This is a genomic window from Citrobacter sp. Cf125, from assembly GCF_030333935.1.
GTDB lineage: Bacteria > Pseudomonadota > Gammaproteobacteria > Enterobacterales > Enterobacteriaceae > Citrobacter > Citrobacter freundii.
On record NZ_JAOWEY010000025.1, the window covers coordinates 253841 to 269599 of the forward strand.

A 15759-nucleotide genomic window follows, 5' to 3' on the forward strand; every position below is an offset into this window, starting at 1 on the left:
AAACCCATTGCTGCGTTTATATTATCGTCGTGCTATGGTACATACATTCACAAATGTATGTAAATCTAACGCCTGTAAATTCACTGACCTATGGCACGAAAAACCAAACAACAAGCACAGGAAACACGACAACACATTCTTGATGTCGCTCTGCGTATGTTTTCGCAACAAGGGGTCTCATCCACCTCGCTGGCTGAGATCGCAAAAGCCGCTGGTGTGACGCGCGGTGCAATCTATTGGCATTTCAAAAACAAATCGGATTTATTCAGTGAAATCTGGGAGCTAGCAAAACCTAACATTGATGAGTTAGAGACTGAGTATCAGGCAAAATTCCCTGACGATCCACTATCAGTATTAAGAGAAATTTTAATTTACGTTCTTGAAACTACCGTGACAGAAGAACGCCGACGTTTATTGATGGAGATTATATTCCACAAATGCGAATTTGTCGGGGAAATAGCATCAGTTCAGTTAGTCGAACGTAGCCTGTGTCTGGAAAACTATGACCGTATAGAAAAAACGTTACGCCACTGTATGGATGTCAACATGTTGCCGGAAAACCTGAACACACGTCGTGTAGCGGTGTTAATGCGTAGCTATATTTCCGGGATCATGGAGAACTGGTTATTTGCTCCCGAATCGTTTGATCTGAAGAATGAGGCTCGTCAGTACGTGGCGGTGCTGCTGGAGATGTGTCTGCTTTGCCCAAGCTTGCGCCTGCAGGCAGGAGAGACAAGCTAGTTTGCCATTCTGCACCAGGAATTCTCCTGGTCGTTTTGCCTGCTGCTATTCTGCCGGTCACAGCCGTGATATTCTTGCCGCTTGACTATTTCCGGTCACTTTCCCGGTTCAGAAACATTCATTCTCATGACTATGTTGCAGCTCTATAAACGTTCACAGCATGTAATTGCTATTAGCATACTTTTCTTCATTCTATTGTTATCCTGCCAGTCATCTGCATTTGCGCGGGCGCAACAGAGTGGTGAACTGCCGACGAAAGCAGATATTCAGAGCCAACTGGACGCACTGAGTAAACAAAAAGATCTCTCCGCGCAGGATAAGCTGGTCCAACAGGATCTCATCGATACTATCGCCACGCTGGATAAAATCGATCGCGTGAAAGATGAGACCGTACAGCTTCGCCAGAAAGTGGCCCAGGCGCCGGAGAAAATGCGCCAGGCGACGGATGCGCTAAATTCGCTCAGCGATGTCGACAATGACGACGAAACGCGAAAAACGCTGAGCACGCTTTCCTTACGACAGCTTGAGTCACGCGTCGCGCAGGTGCTCGATGACCTGCAAAGCTCGCAAAACGATCTGGCCACGTATAACAGCCAGCTGGTGTCGCTCCAGACTCAGCCAGAGCGCGTACAAAATGCGATGTACACCGCGTCGCAGCAGATGCAGCAAATCCGCAACCGACTTGATGGCACTAATGTAGGCGAAGGTGCTTTACGCCCCAGCCAGCAGGTGCTGTTACAGGCGCAGCAGGCGCTGCTGAATGCGCAGATCGACCAACAGCGTAAGAGCCTTGAAGGTAATACGATTTTGCAAGATACCTTGCAAAAACAACGTGATTACGTGACGGCGAACAGTAACCGCCTTGAGCATCAGCTCCAGCTCCTGCAGGAAGCGGTGAACAGCAAGCGACTGACGTTAACCGAAAAAACGGCGCAGGAAGCAGTCACGCCGGATGAAGCCGAGCGTATTCAGTCCAATCCGTTAGTGAAGCAGGAGCTTGATGTTAACCATCAGCTCAGCCAGCGTCTGATTGCCGCGACCGAAAACGGCAACAGCCTGATGCAGCAAAATATCAAAGTCAAAAACTGGCTTGACCGCGCGCTGCAATCCGAACGCAACATTAAAGAACAGATCGCCGTTCTGAAAGGCAGTCTGCTGCTGTCGCGTATTCTGTATCAGCAACAACAAACGCTGCCGTCGGCGGATGAACTTGCCGATATGACCAACCGGATCGCCGACTTGCGTCTGGAGCAGTTCGAGGTCAACCAGCAGCGCGACGCGCTGTTCCAGAATGATGCGTTTGTCGCCAAACTGGAAGAAGGGCACAGCAACGAAGTTAACGGCGAAGTCCATGATGCCTTACTGCAGGTTGTGGATATGCGTCGTGAACTGTTGGATCAGCTCAATAAGCAACTGGGCAACCAGCTGATGATGGCGATTAATCTGCAAATTAACCAGCAGCAGTTAATGAGCGTGTCGAAAAACCTGAAAGGGATCCTCACGCAGCAGATTTTCTGGGTTAACAGTAACCGTCCGATGGACTGGGACTGGATCAAAGCTTTCCCGCAAACGCTTAAAGACCAGTTTAAGTCGATGAAAATCACGGTGAACTGGGAAAAAGCGTGGCCCGCAGTATTTATTGCGTTCCTGGCGGGATTGCCGCTGCTGCTCATTGCCGGGTTAATCCGCTGGCGTCTGAAATGGTTGAAAGAGTATCAGGCGAAATTAGCCGCTGCGGTGGGTAACCTGCGTAATGACAGTCAGCTCAACACGCCAAAAGCGATTCTGATCGATCTCATCAGAGCCTTGCCGGCGTGCCTGATTATCCTCGCGGTAGGTCTGATTCTGCTTACCATGCAGTTGAATATCAGCGACCTGCTGTGGGCGTTCAGTAAGAAGATGACCGTCTTCTGGCTGGTGTTTGGTCTGTGCTGGAAGGTGCTGGAAAAAGATGGCGTGGCAATTCGTCATTTTGGTATGCCAGCAAAACAAACTAGCCATTGGCGCCGCCAAATCGTGCGTATTAGCCTGGCGCTGTTGCCGCTTAATTTTTGGTCGGTCATTGCTGAACTGTCACCGCTCAATCTGATGGACGATGTGCTGGGTCAGGTGGTGATTTTCCTCAACCTGCTGCTGATCGCCTTCCTGGTATGGCCAATGTGCCGCGAAAGCTGGCGTGATAAAGAGTCGCATGGTCTGCGTCTGGTGACGATTACCGTGCTGTCTATTATCCCGATAGCATTAATGGTGCTGACGGCGACCGGCTATTTCTACACCACGCTGCGCCTGGCGGGACGCTGGATTGAAACGGTTTATCTGGTCATTCTCTGGAACCTGCTGTACCAGACCGTGCTGCGTGGGTTGAGCGTCGCGGCACGCCGTATCGCCTGGCGTCGCGCGCTGGCACGTCGTCAGAACCTGGTGAAAGAAGGAGCGGAAGGTGCCGAACCGCAGGAAGAACCGACCATCGCGCTTGAGCAGGTTAACCAGCAAACGCTGCGTATAACTATGCTGGTGATGGTTGCCCTGTTTGGTGTCTTGTTCTGGGCCATTTGGTCTGATTTGATCACCGTGTTCAGCTATCTCGACAGCATTACGCTCTGGCATTACAACGGTACCGAAGCGGGTGCGGCAGTGGTGAAAGACGTCACCATGGGTAGCCTGCTGTTTGCGATTATTGCCTCAATGGTCGCGTGGGCGCTGATCCGTAACTTACCCGGCCTGTTGGAAGTGCTGGTGCTCTCGCGACTGAAGATGCGTCAGGGCGCTTCGTATGCGATCACCACGATCCTTAACTACGCGATCATCGCCATCGGCGCGATGACGGTCTTCGGATCGCTCGGTGTTTCGTGGGATAAGCTACAGTGGCTGGCAGCAGCCCTGTCGGTTGGTCTTGGTTTTGGTTTGCAGGAAATCTTCGGTAACTTTGTTTCGGGTCTGATTATTCTGTTTGAACGCCCGGTCCGCATCGGCGATACCGTGACTATCGGTACGTTCTCAGGAACGGTCAGCAAGATCCGTATCCGTGCCACCACCATTACCGACTTCGATCGCAAAGAGGTGATCATCCCGAACAAAGCCTTTGTGACGGAGCGTTTGATCAACTGGTCGCTTTCCGATACCACCACGCGTCTGGTGATCCGCATCGGCGTGGCCTACGGTTCGGATCTGGACAAAGTGAAGAAAGTGCTGCTGCAGGCGGCGATGGAACACCCGAAAGTGATGCACGATCCGGAGCCTGCTGTGTTCTTTACCGCCTTCGGCGCCAGCACGCTGGATCATGAACTGCGTTTATACGTGCGTGAACTGCGCGATCGTAGTCACACGGTTGATGAACTGAACCGTGCGGTCGATCGTTTGTGCCGTGAAAACGACATTGATATCGCCTTTAACCAGCTTGAAGTGCACCTGCACAACGCGAAGGGCGACACCGTGACCGAGGTTAAGCGTGACATCATTAAAGGTGATGATCCGACGCCTTCGGTAGGTTAATAGAAAAACTCATCAGGCCTGCGAGCTTCGATTCATTCGTAGGCCTGGTAAGTGCAACGCTATCAGGCATTTCAGCTATAGCGCGTTTTTTGAAGAAGAGAGCTGTTTCTTTTCGTAATCCCGTTTAACAATCTCCAGCGCCTTCAGTACGGTTTCAGGTGCAACCTGATTTTCCTCAAGTAAAACAATCAAATCGACGGCCAGTTTGACCTCGTCCGGGGCGTTCTCTAATGACATAAATTCTCCGGGGATTAACGGGTTAAACGCGCCAACACGTTTTCTATTCTTGCCAGAGCATGACGGCAGCGCGCCAGTCGCGCCTCGAATGCTTCTACTTCACGATGCAGTTTTTGCTGTTCTGCAAAGCCGGTAGCCTGAGCCAGACGCTCTTTGCGTTCACGCGTCATTTCAACCAGACGGCGTTCAAACTCCTGATGTTGGACCCGCTTGCGCTGCCAGCGCGCCAGACCTGGAGATGCGCTGTCCCACTCGCGTAGCGACCAACTGGCAGTTTCACGTGAAATCGCCTCTAACTGTGAGGCAAGGTGTTCCGCAAGCCAGGTGATTTGTGGTAGTTGTTGCTGCTCAACGGCGCGACGTAGGGCAGTAAGATTATCGTCAGCTTCATCCAGGCAGGCCTGCAGCAATGTGCTGCGCGTGTGAAACAGATGCCTGTCAAAGCGGGCGCTAAGCGTTGTGTGGTGCGCCAGCGGAGCACAACGCTGTCGCAGGCGGTTAAGCTGGTTTTCGAGCGTCTGTAACAGCATGGCGGTTTTCACAACAACACTCCGATGAAAATGAGAACTGTTATGCTAAAGTAGCGATTCTCTGTGTTAAGTACTGATATTATGCAACGCATTATTCTAATCATCATTGGCTGGATAGCGGTAGTGCTAGGTACGCTGGGCGTAGTATTGCCTCTGTTGCCGACGACGCCGTTTATACTGCTGGCCGCCTGGTGTTTTGCCCGCTCATCGCCGCGTTTTCACGACTGGTTGCTTTACCGTTCGTGGTTCGGCGGGTATCTGCGTCACTGGCAAAAACATCGCGCGATGCCGCCGGGAGCAAAACCGCGCGCTATTTTGTTGATTCTGGTGACGTTTGCTATTTCCCTCTGGCTGGTCAATATGATGTGGGTACGCGGCCTGCTGCTGGTTATTCTCGCCTGTTTACTGATTTTTATGTGGCGGATCCCGGTGATTGATGAAAAACAACAAAAGCAGTAAAGCGCAATAATCGCTGTTGCAATTGTCTCTCGCAGCCAGTAAATTCGACCGTTTTCGAGCACAGGCGCAGATGGTCAAAGGTTAACCAAGTGTAACCTTGGCCCTAATATAGACACAAAATCATTCAAGATACGTCGAGGATGAAGTGTATAGTGCGCCGTGAAGTAATACTGTATTAATCAGGCACAAACTTATGACCGCGACTGCACAGCAGCTTGAGTTTCTCAAAAATAGCATCAAAAGCATCCACGACTACCCAAAACCGGGCATTCTTTTCCGTGATGTCACCAGTTTACTGGAAGATCCGAAAGCCTACGCCCTCAGCATTGAATTGCTGGTTGAGCGCTACAAAAATGCGGGGATCACTAAAGTGGTTGGCACCGAAGCGCGTGGCTTCCTGTTTGGCGCGCCGGTAGCGTTGGGGCTGGGCGTCGGCTTTGTTCCGGTACGCAAACCGCGTAAGCTTCCGCGTGAAGTTATTGCTGAGACCTATGAGCTGGAGTACGGCACCGATCAGCTGGAAATCCACGTTGATGCCATCAAACCGGGTGATAAAGTCCTGGTTGTGGACGATCTTCTGGCAACTGGCGGCACGATTGAAGCGACCGTGAAGCTGATCCGCCGCCTGGGTGGCGAAGTGACCGATGCTGCCTTTATCATTAACCTGTTTGATCTGGGCGGCGAGCAGCGTCTGGAAAAGCAGGGGCTGACCTGTTATAGCCTGGTTCCATTCCCGGGCCACTAATTTAGGGCTATCTTTTTTGCCATTTTGGCCCCGGTCAGTGCTCGAAATCCTCACGTACTGCGTGTACGCTCCGGTTTCTGTGCGCTGCCCGAAACCAAACTGACTGCAACGATAACGCCCGAATATAACGTGTCAACCTCGCCGTTGCTGCGAGGTTGTGTTAGCATTACCCTCCTGTGAATCCACCCTCCAGCCTTTCAGAGCCTGCCAATGAGTTATCAGGTCTTAGCCCGAAAATGGCGCCCACAAACCTTTGCTGACGTCGTCGGCCAGGAACATGTGCTGACGGCACTGGCGAACGGCTTGTCGTTAGGGCGTATTCATCATGCTTATTTGTTTTCCGGCACCCGTGGCGTCGGAAAAACCTCTATCGCCCGCTTGCTGGCGAAGGGATTAAACTGTGAAACTGGCATCACCGCTACGCCGTGCGGCGTGTGCGATAACTGCCGGGAAATTGAGCAGGGGCGTTTTGTCGATTTGATTGAAATCGATGCCGCCTCACGCACCAAAGTCGAAGATACTCGCGATCTGCTGGATAACGTTCAGTATGCGCCCGCGCGCGGTCGCTTTAAGGTCTATTTGATCGACGAAGTGCACATGCTGTCGCGCCACAGTTTTAACGCCTTGCTGAAAACGCTCGAAGAGCCGCCCGCGCACGTCAAATTCCTGCTGGCGACCACCGATCCGCAGAAGCTGCCGGTGACCATCCTGTCGCGCTGTCTGCAATTCCATCTTAAAGCGCTGGATGTCGAACAGATTCGCCATCAGCTTGAGCATATTCTCAAAGAAGAGCATATCGCCCATGAACCCCGTGCGCTGCAACTGCTGGCTCGCGCCGCAGACGGCAGCCTGCGCGATGCGCTAAGCCTGACCGATCAGGCGATTGCCAGCGGCGATGGTCAGGTCTCGACCGACGCGGTCAGCACCATGCTCGGCACGCTGGACGACGACCAGGCGCTCTCGCTTGTTGAAGCGGTTGTGGCTGCGGACGGCGAACGCGTGATGACGCTGGTAAACGACGCCGCCGCGCGTGGTATCGAATGGGAAGCGCTGCTGGTTGAGATGTCGGCTTTGCTGCATCGTATTGCGATGGTTCAGCTTTCACCTGCCGCGCTCGGTAGCGATATGGCCGCCATTGAACTGCGTATGCGTGAACTGGCGCGAATTGTACCGCCTACCGATGTGCAGCTTTACTACCAGACCCTGTTAATCGGGCGCAAAGAACTGCCGTATGCGCCGGACAGGCGAATGGGCGTCGAAATGACGCTGCTGCGTGCGCTGGCTTTTCATCCGCGCATGCCGCTCCCGGAACCTGAAGTCCCGCGCCAGTCGTTTGCCCCGGTCGCACCCACAGCGGTGATGACCCCGACGCAGGTGCCACAGCAGCAACCTGCGCCAGCGCAACAGCAACAGAATGTGCCGCTTTCCGATGCCACCAGTCAGGTGCTGGCGGCGCGCAGTCAACTGCAACGTGCTCAGGGAGCAACCAAAGCAAAAAAGAGTGAACCGGCAGCCGCTTCCCGCGCGCGGCCGGTGAATAATGCTGCGCTGGAAAGACTGGCTTCGGTGTCGGAACGTGTTCAGGCGCGTCCGGCAGTCTCTGCGCTGGAAAAAGCACCGGCGAAGAAAGAAGCGTATCGCTGGAAAGCGACCAATCCTGTTGCAGAAGTCAAAGAAGTCGTCGCCACGCCGAAAGCGCTGAAAAAAGCGCTCGAGCATGAAAAAACGCCGGAACTGGCGGCAAAGCTTGCGGCTGAAGCCATTGAACGCGACCCGTGGGCCGCCCAGGTGAGCCAGCTCTCGCTGCCTAAACTGGTGGAGCAGGTGGCGCTTAATGCCTGGAAAGAAGAGAATGGCAACGTGGTTTGCCTGCACCTGCGTTCCACGCAGCGACACCTTAATTCCAGCGGCGCGCAGCAAAAACTGGCCGAAGCACTGAGTTCCTTAACGGGGTCAACGGTTGAATTGACCATCGTTGAAGATGATAATCCTGCGGTGCGCACGCCGCTGGAGTGGCGTCAGGCCATTTATGAAGAGAAGCTCGCGCAGGCGCGTGAGTCGATTATTGCGGATAATAACATCCAGACGCTGCGTCGTTTTTTCGATGCGGAGCTGGACGAAGAGAGTATTCGCCCCATTTGATCGTCAGCCTAATGGTTTGACGGTCGTCATCCCTTAACGTGATTGAGAGAGAAGCCTATGTTTGGTAAAGGCGGTCTGGGTAACCTGATGAAACAGGCCCAGCAGATGCAAGAAAAAATGCAGCAGATGCAGGAAGAAGTCGCCAAGCTGGAGGTGACCGGCGAATCTGGCGCGGGTCTGGTAAAAGTGACCATCAACGGCGCGCATAACTGCCGTCGCGTGGAGATCGATCCAAGCCTGCTGGAAGACGACAAAGAGATGCTGGAAGACCTGGTTGCTGCGGCATTCAACGACGCGGCGCGTCGCATTGAAGAGACGCAGAAAGAGAAGATGGCCTCTGTTTCTTCCGGAATGCAGCTGCCGCCTGGCTTTAAGATGCCGTTCTGATGCAAACCAGCCCGCTGTTAACTCAGCTTATGGAAGCACTGCGCTGTCTGCCGGGCGTTGGCCCGAAGTCGGCGCAGCGCATGGCGTTCACGCTGCTTCAGCGCGATCGCAGCGGCGGGATGCGTCTGGCGCAGGCGTTAACGAAGGCGATGTCGGAAATCGGCCACTGTGCCGATTGCCGCACCTTCACGGAGCAGGACGTCTGCAACATCTGTTCGAACCCGCGTCGCCAGGAAAACGGTCAGATTTGCGTGGTGGAGAGTCCGGCGGACATCTACGCCATTGAGCAAACCGGGCAATTTTCCGGACGTTACTTCGTGCTGATGGGACACCTGTCGCCGCTGGACGGTATCGGGCCTGATGATATTGGGCTGGATCGTCTTGAACAGCGACTGGCGTCTGAGCAAATCAACGAACTGATTCTGGCGACCAATCCCACGGTCGAAGGAGAGGCGACCGCCAACTATATTGCTGAGCTTTGCATGCAATATGGCGTTGAAGCCAGCCGTATCGCCCATGGCGTTCCGGTAGGCGGCGAGCTGGAAATGGTCGATGGCACCACGCTGTCGCACTCTCTGGCAGGACGACACAAGATTAAATTCTGAACAAACGGAGGCCGCGACGGCGGCTTCCGCTTGAAATCCTTCCCGCTTGTCCCCATTTCACCCTCAACGTGTTTTTACCATTGAATATGGCATTGTTGAGGTAGATCTACATGAAAGGACAAGAAACTCGTGGTTTTCAGTCAGAAGTAAAACAGCTTCTGCACCTGATGATCCATTCTCTGTATTCCAATAAAGAAATCTTCCTGCGTGAGCTTATCTCTAACGCCTCGGATGCGGCAGACAAGCTGCGTTTCCGCGCACTGTCTAACCCGGACCTGTATGAAGGTGACGGTGAGCTGCGTGTGCGTGTTTCCTTCGATAAAGATAAGCGTACGTTGACCATTGCCGATAACGGCGTGGGGATGAACCGTGATGACGTTATCGATCATCTGGGGACCATTGCGAAATCCGGCACCAAATCTTTCCTCGAATCCATGGGCTCCGATCAGGCGAAAGACAGCCAGTTGATTGGTCAGTTCGGGGTTGGTTTCTACTCTGCCTTCATCGTGGCGGACAAAGTCACCGTGCGTACCCGTGCTGCGGGTGATAAACCGGAAAACGGCGTGTTCTGGGAGTCTGCGGGCGAGGGTGAGTACACCGTTGCTGATATTACCAAAGAAGACCGTGGTACCGAAATTACTCTGCATCTGCGTGAAGGCGAAGACGAGTTCCTCGATGACTGGCGCGTACGTTCCATCATCAGCAAATATTCCGACCATATTGCGCTGCCGGTAGAGATCGAAAAATCCGAAGAGAAAGACGGCGAGACCGTGGTTTCCTGGGAAAAAATCAACAAGGCGCAGGCGCTGTGGACCCGTAACAAGTCGGAAATCAAAGACGACGAGTACAACGAATTCTACAAGCACATCGCCCACGACTTCACTGACCCGCTGACCTGGAGCCACAACCGTGTGGAAGGTAAGCAGGAGTACACCAGCCTGCTGTATATCCCGTCGCAGGCGCCGTGGGATATGTGGAACCGCGATCACAAGCATGGTCTGAAACTGTACGTCCAGCGTGTCTTCATCATGGACGATGCCGAGCAGTTCATGCCGAACTACCTGCGCTTTGTCCGCGGTCTGATAGATTCTAACGATCTGCCGCTGAACGTTTCTCGCGAGATCCTGCAGGACAGCACCGTCACTCGTAACCTGCGCAGCGCGCTGACCAAACGCGTACTGCAGATGCTGGAAAAACTGGCGAAAGACGACGCGGAAAAATACCAGACCTTCTGGAAGCAGTTCGGCCTGGTGCTGAAAGAAGGCCCGGCGGAAGACCACGCCAACCAGGAAACGATCGCTAAACTGATGCGCTTCGCGTCTACGCACACTGACTCCTCCGCGCAAACCGTGTCGCTGGAAGATTACGTGTCGCGAATGAAAGAAGGGCAGGAGAAAATCTACTACATCACTGCAGACAGCTATGCGGCGGCGAAGAGCAGCCCGCACCTGGAACTGCTGCGTAAGAAAGGCATCGAAGTGCTGCTGCTTTCTGACCGCATCGATGAGTGGATGATGAACTACCTGACCGAGTTCGACGGTAAGGCATTCCAGTCCGTTGCTAAAGCTGACGAGTCCATCGACAAGCTGGCGGATGAAGTTGACGAATCGGCAAAAGAAGCGGAAAAAGCGCTGACGCCGTTCGTTGAGCGTGTGAAAACCCTGTTGGGTGACCGCGTGAAAGAAGTGCGTCTGACTCACCGTCTGACCGACACGCCAGCCATCGTTACCACCGATGCGGATGAAATGAGCACCCAGATGGCGAAACTGTTTGCCGCTGCGGGCCAGGCCGTACCGGAAGTGAAATATATCTTTGAACTGAACCCGGACCACGTGCTGGTAAAACGCACGGCGGATACTCAGGACGAAGCACAGTTCAAAGAGTGGGTTGAGCTGCTGCTGGATCAGGCGCTGTTTGCCGAGCGCGGCACGCTGGAAGACCCGAACCAGTTCATTCGTCGTATGAACCAGTTGCTGGTATCCTGATACCTGTAATGTAATGCCGGATGGCGCTAACGCTTATCCGGCCTACAACATCTTTTTGATCGTTGGCCGGATAAGGTGTTTACACCGCCATCCGGCAATTTCTTTCCTTATTTTCAATTTTCCCGCCATTAACCGTTTCAGCGCAGACTACCTTCCTTGAGCCAATTGCGTGATGGTGGTATCGTTTAGCGCTTTTTAAAAAATATCGACAACCTTTAAGGGGATTTTCGTAATGCGTATCATTCTGCTTGGCGCTCCGGGCGCGGGTAAAGGAACTCAGGCTCAGTTCATCATGGAGAAGTATGGTATTCCGCAAATCTCCACCGGTGATATGCTGCGTGCCGCCGTGAAATCTGGCTCCGAGCTGGGCAAACAAGCGAAAGACATCATGGACGCCGGTAAGCTGGTGACTGATGAGCTGGTGATCGCGCTGGTAAAAGAGCGTATTGCTCAGGAAGACTGCCGTAATGGTTTCCTGCTTGATGGCTTCCCGCGTACTATTCCGCAGGCAGACGCCATGAAAGAAGCGGGCATCAACGTGGACTACGTTCTGGAGTTTGACGTACCTGACGAACTGATCGTTGACCGTATCGTCGGTCGCCGCGTACACGCTGCTTCTGGCCGCGTTTACCACATCAAATTCAACCCGCCTAAGGTTGAAGGCAAAGACGACGTGACCGGCGAAGAGCTGACCACCCGTAAAGACGATCAGGAAGAGACCGTACGTAAGCGCCTGGTGGAATACCATCAGATGACCGCACCGCTGATCGGCTACTACTCTAAAGAAGCGCAGGCGGGTAACACCAAATACGCGAAAGTTGACGGCACTCAGGCCGTGGCTGACGTGCGCGCAGCGCTGGAAAAAATCCTCGGCTAATTTTTTCGCGTAATAAACCTCTTATCAGGTCTGCCATTATCTCGTAGGCCTGATAAGCGCATCGCCATCAGGCAAATTCTCGTCTTACCTTTCACAGCAATTAGTTCTTCTTTACCGCTTTTCCGCTACAATTATCAACAATTTGAATCGATAAGAGGCGGTAATGCGTCAGACGAAAACCGGTATCCTGCTGGCAAACCTCGGCACTCCCGATGCCCCAACTCCCGAAGCCGTTAAGCGCTACCTGCGCCAGTTTTTAAGCGATCCACGCGTAGTTGATACGTCCCCTGCACTGTGGTGGCCGCTGCTGCGTGGTGTGATTTTGCCGCTGCGAGCGCCGCGTGTGGCAAAGCTGTACCAGTCAATCTGGATGGAAGACGGTTCCCCGCTGATGGTCTACAGCAAGGCGCAACAGCAGGCGCTGGCACAACGTCTGCCTGATACCCCTGTCGCGCTGGGGATGAGCTACGGTTCGCCATCGCTCGAAAGCGCGGTCGATGAACTGTTGGCAAGCGGAGTGGAACACATGGTGGTGTTACCGCTGTACCCGCAATATTCCTGTTCGACGGTTGCAGCAGTCTGGGACGAGCTGGCGCGCATCTTAGCGCGTAAACGTGGTATTCCCGGCGTCTCTTTTATTCGTGATTACGCCGATGACAGCAGCTACATTGATGCGCTGGCCAAGAGTGCCCGGGATTCATTCGCTCAACATGGCGAACCTGATTTACTGCTGCTCTCCTACCACGGCATTCCGCAGCGCTACGCCGATGAAGGCGATGACTACCCGCAGCGCTGTCGCGATACGACGCGTGAGCTGGTTTCAGCGCTTGGTCTGCCGCCGGAAAAAGTCATGATGACCTTCCAGTCTCGCTTTGGCCGCGAACCATGGCTGACGCCGTATACCGACGAAACGTTAAAAATGCTGGCGGAGAAAGGAACCCGACATATCCAGGTTATGTGTCCGGGCTTCGCGGCTGATTGCCTCGAAACGCTGGAAGAGATAGCGGTGCAAAACCGGGAGATTTTCCTTGAGGCTGGCGGTAAGCAATATGAGTATATTCCGGCGTTGAATGCCACACCGGAACATATCGAAATGATGGTTAAACTGACCGCCGCCTACCGCTAAAGCTGTTGCTTAAAGAAACGCGCGCCGTCCTGCAGAGCTTCATCGGCGGTTTTCATCACCCGCGAATAGTGCAGGAAGGCGTGCAGCGTACCGGGATACATTTTGTACTGGCAGGGCTGCTGATGCGCCTGTAACGTCTGGAATAATAAGCGGCTATCGTCAATCAGTGGATCGAACTCCGCGCCGGCGATAAAACACGGCGGCACGTCACGCGTCAGGTCGTTATTAAACAGGCAATAGTACGGTGACTCGCGATCGTCAGCGCTACGTAGGTACGCGTTTTCATACATCTGCAAGTCCTCGCGGGTTAACCCATCCCACGCTCCGCCCATCAGCCGTCGGCTCAGTGAATCCTGTAGCCCGTAAAGCCCATACCACAACAGTATGCCAGCCACCTTGCCGCAAGCAATGCGTTTATCCCGCAGCCACAGCGCACTGGCAAGCGCCAGCATGGCTCCGGCGGAATCGCCCGCAAAACCAATCGTATTGATATTGAGGGAATAGTCGCCAGCATGTTGATGATAGTACTGGCAAACGGCGACGATCTCTTCGATGGCTTGTGGGTAGCGCGCTTCCGGCGACAGCGAATAGTCGATGCCAATAACTGTGCACTGGGTGTAGTGCGCCAGTAAACGCATAATCCGGTCATGGGTATCCAGATTACCGAGAATAAAACCGCCGCCGTGCAGGTAATACAGCGTGGCCTGGCTTTGGGGCTGCGGAGCGTAGATGCGTGTGGCAACGGGGCCGCACGCGGTAGAAATCACGCATTCTCGGGTATGCATCTGCGGGGCATCGGCATTCCACAGTCGCCGCTCATGAATGTAGTGTTGGCGCTGGGCCACGAAGTCATCGGCAGCGGGCCACGGCGGCAAATCGTCGCGATGAAAATTCACCACGCTTTTCATTTCATCCGAAATTTTGTCGAGTACGGGGATTTTGTTTTCCGGCTTCATAAAACGCTCCTTGTGAAGGTGAGTTATTGTAGAAATTAATCCCGGATAAACTGCGATCTCACCGTCCGATATTGAAACTCAGCGTCGCATCGCATGCGCTGCAGGGAATGTGCTACCATGCATCGCTCAGTTAACCACCCGTAAAATCGACCATGAAATTTCCCGGTAAACGTAAATCCAAACACTATTTTCCCGTCAGCGCGCGCGATCCGTTGTTGCAACAAATTCAGCCAGAAAATGAAACCAGCGCAGCCTGGGTGGTGGGCATCGACCAGACGCTGGTGGATATTGAAGCCAAAGTGGATGATGACTTTGTAAAACGTTATGGATTAAGCGCCGGGCATTCTCTGGTGATTGCCGATGATGTCGCGGAAGCGCTCTATCAGGAACTGGTGCGTGAAAATTTGATCACCCATCAGTTTGCGGGCGGTACGATCGGTAACACGATGCACAACTACTCCGTGCTGGCGGATGACCGCTCGGTGCTGCTGGGCGTGATGTGCAGCAATATCGAGATTGGCAGCTATGCGTACCGCTATTTATGCAATACCTCCAGCCGTACCGATCTGAACTACCTGCAAGGCGTTAATGGACCGATTGGTCGTTGCTTTACGCTGATTGGTGAATCCGGAGAGCGTACCTTCGCAATCAGCCCTGGGCATATGAATAAGCTACGGGCGGATAGCATCCCTGAGTCGGTGATTGCCGGAGCGTCCGCGTTGGTGCTGACGTCCTATCTGGTGCGCTGCGAGCCGGGCGAGCCGATGCCGGAAGCGACCATGAAGGCGATTGAATACGCTAAAAAACACAATGTGCCGGTGGTACTGACGCTGGGCACCAAATTCGTCATTGCCGATAACCCGCAGTGGTGGCAGGCATTCCTCAAAGAGCATGTCTCTATTCTGGCGATGAATGAAGAAGAGGCTGAAGCGCTGACCGGCGAGAACGATCCGCTGCTGGCGTCTGACAAGGCGCTGGACTGGGTGGATCTGGTGCTGTGCACTGCGGGTCCGGCGGGTCTGTATATGGCGGGCTTTACGGAAGAAGAAGTCAAACGTAAAACCCAGCATCCGCTGCTGCCTGGAGCGATTGCCGAATTCAATCAGTACGAATTCAGCCGCGCCATGCGCCATAAAGACTGTACCAATCCGCTGCGTGTGTATTCGCACATTGCACCGTATATGGGCGGGCCAGAAAAGATAATGAATACCAACGGTGCTGGCGACGGCGCGCTGGCGGCATTGCTGCATGATATTACTGCCAACAGCTATCACCGCAGTAACGTGCCTAACTCCAGCAAGCACAAGTTCACCTGGCTGACCTATTCGTCGCTAGCCCAGGTGTGTAAATATGCTAACCGCGTGAGTTACCAGGTGCTGAACCAGCATTCACCGCGCCTGACGCGCGGTTTGCCGGAACGTGAAGACAGTCTCGAAGAGTCGTACTGGGATCGCTGAGTTCTTGCCCGATGGCGCTA

The 15759-nt window shown here is 53.8% G+C and carries 14 protein-coding genes and 1 other annotated feature; of the genes, 11 read left to right on the forward strand and 3 right to left on the reverse strand.

All coding sequences use genetic code 11. From position 1 onward, the window contains the following. Nucleotides 1–90: 90 nt before the first annotated feature. The gene (acrR, locus tag OGV89_RS17920) at nucleotides 91–741 is read left to right on the forward strand and encodes a multidrug efflux transporter transcriptional repressor AcrR (protein ID WP_003021744.1); all 651 of its coding nucleotides are present in this window, start codon (nucleotides 91–93) and stop codon (nucleotides 739–741) included. 126 nt (nucleotides 742–867) lie between these two features. Next, a complete protein-coding gene (gene mscK, locus OGV89_RS17925) occupies nucleotides 868–4233 on the forward strand; it encodes a mechanosensitive channel MscK (RefSeq protein WP_003835917.1) in 3366 nt (1121 codons plus the stop codon). Between the two features lie 75 nt (nucleotides 4234–4308). Here the strand turns inward: mscK and rsmS are convergent, their stop codons facing one another. Together rsmS and priC are read right to left on the reverse strand one after the other, a co-directional pair. Further along, a complete protein-coding gene (gene rsmS, locus OGV89_RS17930) occupies nucleotides 4309–4470 on the reverse strand; it encodes a pleiotropic regulatory protein RsmS (protein WP_003021750.1) in 162 nt (53 codons plus the stop codon). 14 nt (nucleotides 4471–4484) lie between these two features. Next, nucleotides 4485–5012 (reverse strand): primosomal replication protein N'', encoded by a 528-nt coding sequence (gene priC / locus OGV89_RS17935; protein WP_003021753.1) that lies wholly within the window; start codon nucleotides 5010–5012, stop codon nucleotides 4485–4487. Nucleotides 5013–5081: 69 nt separating this feature from the next. On the opposite strand from priC, the gene OGV89_RS17940 reads away from it, so the two are divergent. From OGV89_RS17940 to hemH, 8 genes are all read left to right on the forward strand, one after another. Beyond that, complete coding sequence (locus OGV89_RS17940; RefSeq protein WP_003847534.1) at nucleotides 5082–5459, forward strand: DUF454 family protein; 378 nt, start codon at nucleotides 5082–5084, stop codon at nucleotides 5457–5459. A gap of 193 nt (nucleotides 5460–5652) precedes the next feature. After that, the gene (gene apt / locus OGV89_RS17945) at nucleotides 5653–6204 is read left to right on the forward strand and encodes an adenine phosphoribosyltransferase (protein ID WP_003021759.1); all 552 of its coding nucleotides are present in this window, start codon (nucleotides 5653–5655) and stop codon (nucleotides 6202–6204) included. A gap of 210 nt (nucleotides 6205–6414) precedes the next feature. Continuing rightward, a complete protein-coding gene (dnaX, locus tag OGV89_RS17950) occupies nucleotides 6415–8346 on the forward strand; it encodes a DNA polymerase III subunit gamma/tau (RefSeq protein WP_003847532.1) in 1932 nt (643 codons plus the stop codon). After that, nucleotides 7679–7743, forward strand: a sequence feature (DnaX frameshifting element). It overlaps the preceding gene by 65 nt. 57 nt (nucleotides 8347–8403) lie before the next feature. Further along, nucleotides 8404–8733, forward strand: a complete 330-nt coding sequence (locus tag OGV89_RS17955; protein WP_003021764.1) for a YbaB/EbfC family nucleoid-associated protein — start codon at nucleotides 8404–8406, stop codon at nucleotides 8731–8733. Then, nucleotides 8733–9338 (forward strand): recombination mediator RecR, encoded by a 606-nt coding sequence (gene recR / locus OGV89_RS17960; protein WP_003021767.1) that lies wholly within the window; start codon nucleotides 8733–8735, stop codon nucleotides 9336–9338. Before OGV89_RS17955 ends, recR begins: the two co-directional genes overlap by 1 nt. 110 nt (nucleotides 9339–9448) lie before the next feature. After that, nucleotides 9449–11323, forward strand: coding sequence for a molecular chaperone HtpG (htpG, locus tag OGV89_RS17965; RefSeq protein ID WP_003021770.1), 1875 nt, complete (start codon nucleotides 9449–9451; stop codon nucleotides 11321–11323). Between the two features lie 232 nt (nucleotides 11324–11555). After that, a complete protein-coding gene (gene adk, locus OGV89_RS17970) occupies nucleotides 11556–12200 on the forward strand; it encodes an adenylate kinase (RefSeq protein WP_003021773.1) in 645 nt (214 codons plus the stop codon). A gap of 163 nt (nucleotides 12201–12363) precedes the next feature. Further along, on the forward strand, nucleotides 12364–13326 hold the full coding sequence (hemH, locus tag OGV89_RS17975; protein ID WP_003021775.1) for a ferrochelatase: 963 nt from the start codon (nucleotides 12364–12366) through the stop codon (nucleotides 13324–13326). On the opposite strand, the gene aes is transcribed toward hemH, so the two are convergent. After that, nucleotides 13323–14282 carry an acetyl esterase gene (gene aes, locus OGV89_RS17980; RefSeq protein WP_193339486.1) on the reverse strand — a complete coding sequence of 320 codons (960 nt, stop codon included), beginning with the start codon at nucleotides 14280–14282 and terminating at the stop codon, nucleotides 13323–13325. The two genes, hemH and aes, sit on opposite strands and share 4 nt — an antisense overlap. Before the next feature lie 152 nt (nucleotides 14283–14434). Here aes and gsk point away from each other — a divergent pair, with 152 nt between their 5' ends. Beyond that, complete coding sequence (gene gsk, locus OGV89_RS17985) at nucleotides 14435–15739, forward strand: inosine/guanosine kinase (RefSeq protein WP_003021781.1); 1305 nt, start codon at nucleotides 14435–14437, stop codon at nucleotides 15737–15739. The last annotated feature ends 20 nt before the right edge of the window (nucleotides 15740–15759 follow it).

Coding starts and splice junctions, on each gene's coding strand:
- OGV89_RS17940 (WP_003847534.1), top strand. CDS start 5,082: ATGCAACGCATTATTCTAATCATCATTGGCTGGATAGCGGTAGTGCTA.
- aes (WP_193339486.1), bottom strand. CDS start 14,282: ATGAAGCCGGAAAACAAAATCCCCGTACTCGACAAAATTTCGGATGAA.
- htpG (WP_003021770.1), top strand. CDS start 9,449: ATGAAAGGACAAGAAACTCGTGGTTTTCAGTCAGAAGTAAAACAGCTT.
- mscK (WP_003835917.1), top strand. CDS start 868: ATGACTATGTTGCAGCTCTATAAACGTTCACAGCATGTAATTGCTATT.
- gsk (WP_003021781.1), top strand. CDS start 14,435: ATGAAATTTCCCGGTAAACGTAAATCCAAACACTATTTTCCCGTCAGC.
- hemH (WP_003021775.1), top strand. CDS start 12,364: ATGCGTCAGACGAAAACCGGTATCCTGCTGGCAAACCTCGGCACTCCC.
- acrR (WP_003021744.1), top strand. CDS start 91: ATGGCACGAAAAACCAAACAACAAGCACAGGAAACACGACAACACATT.
- recR (WP_003021767.1), top strand. CDS start 8,733: ATGCAAACCAGCCCGCTGTTAACTCAGCTTATGGAAGCACTGCGCTGT.
- adk (WP_003021773.1), top strand. CDS start 11,556: ATGCGTATCATTCTGCTTGGCGCTCCGGGCGCGGGTAAAGGAACTCAG.
- apt (WP_003021759.1), top strand. CDS start 5,653: ATGACCGCGACTGCACAGCAGCTTGAGTTTCTCAAAAATAGCATCAAA.
- OGV89_RS17955 (WP_003021764.1), top strand. CDS start 8,404: ATGTTTGGTAAAGGCGGTCTGGGTAACCTGATGAAACAGGCCCAGCAG.
- rsmS (WP_003021750.1), bottom strand. CDS start 4,470: ATGTCATTAGAGAACGCCCCGGACGAGGTCAAACTGGCCGTCGATTTG.
- dnaX (WP_003847532.1), top strand. CDS start 6,415: ATGAGTTATCAGGTCTTAGCCCGAAAATGGCGCCCACAAACCTTTGCT.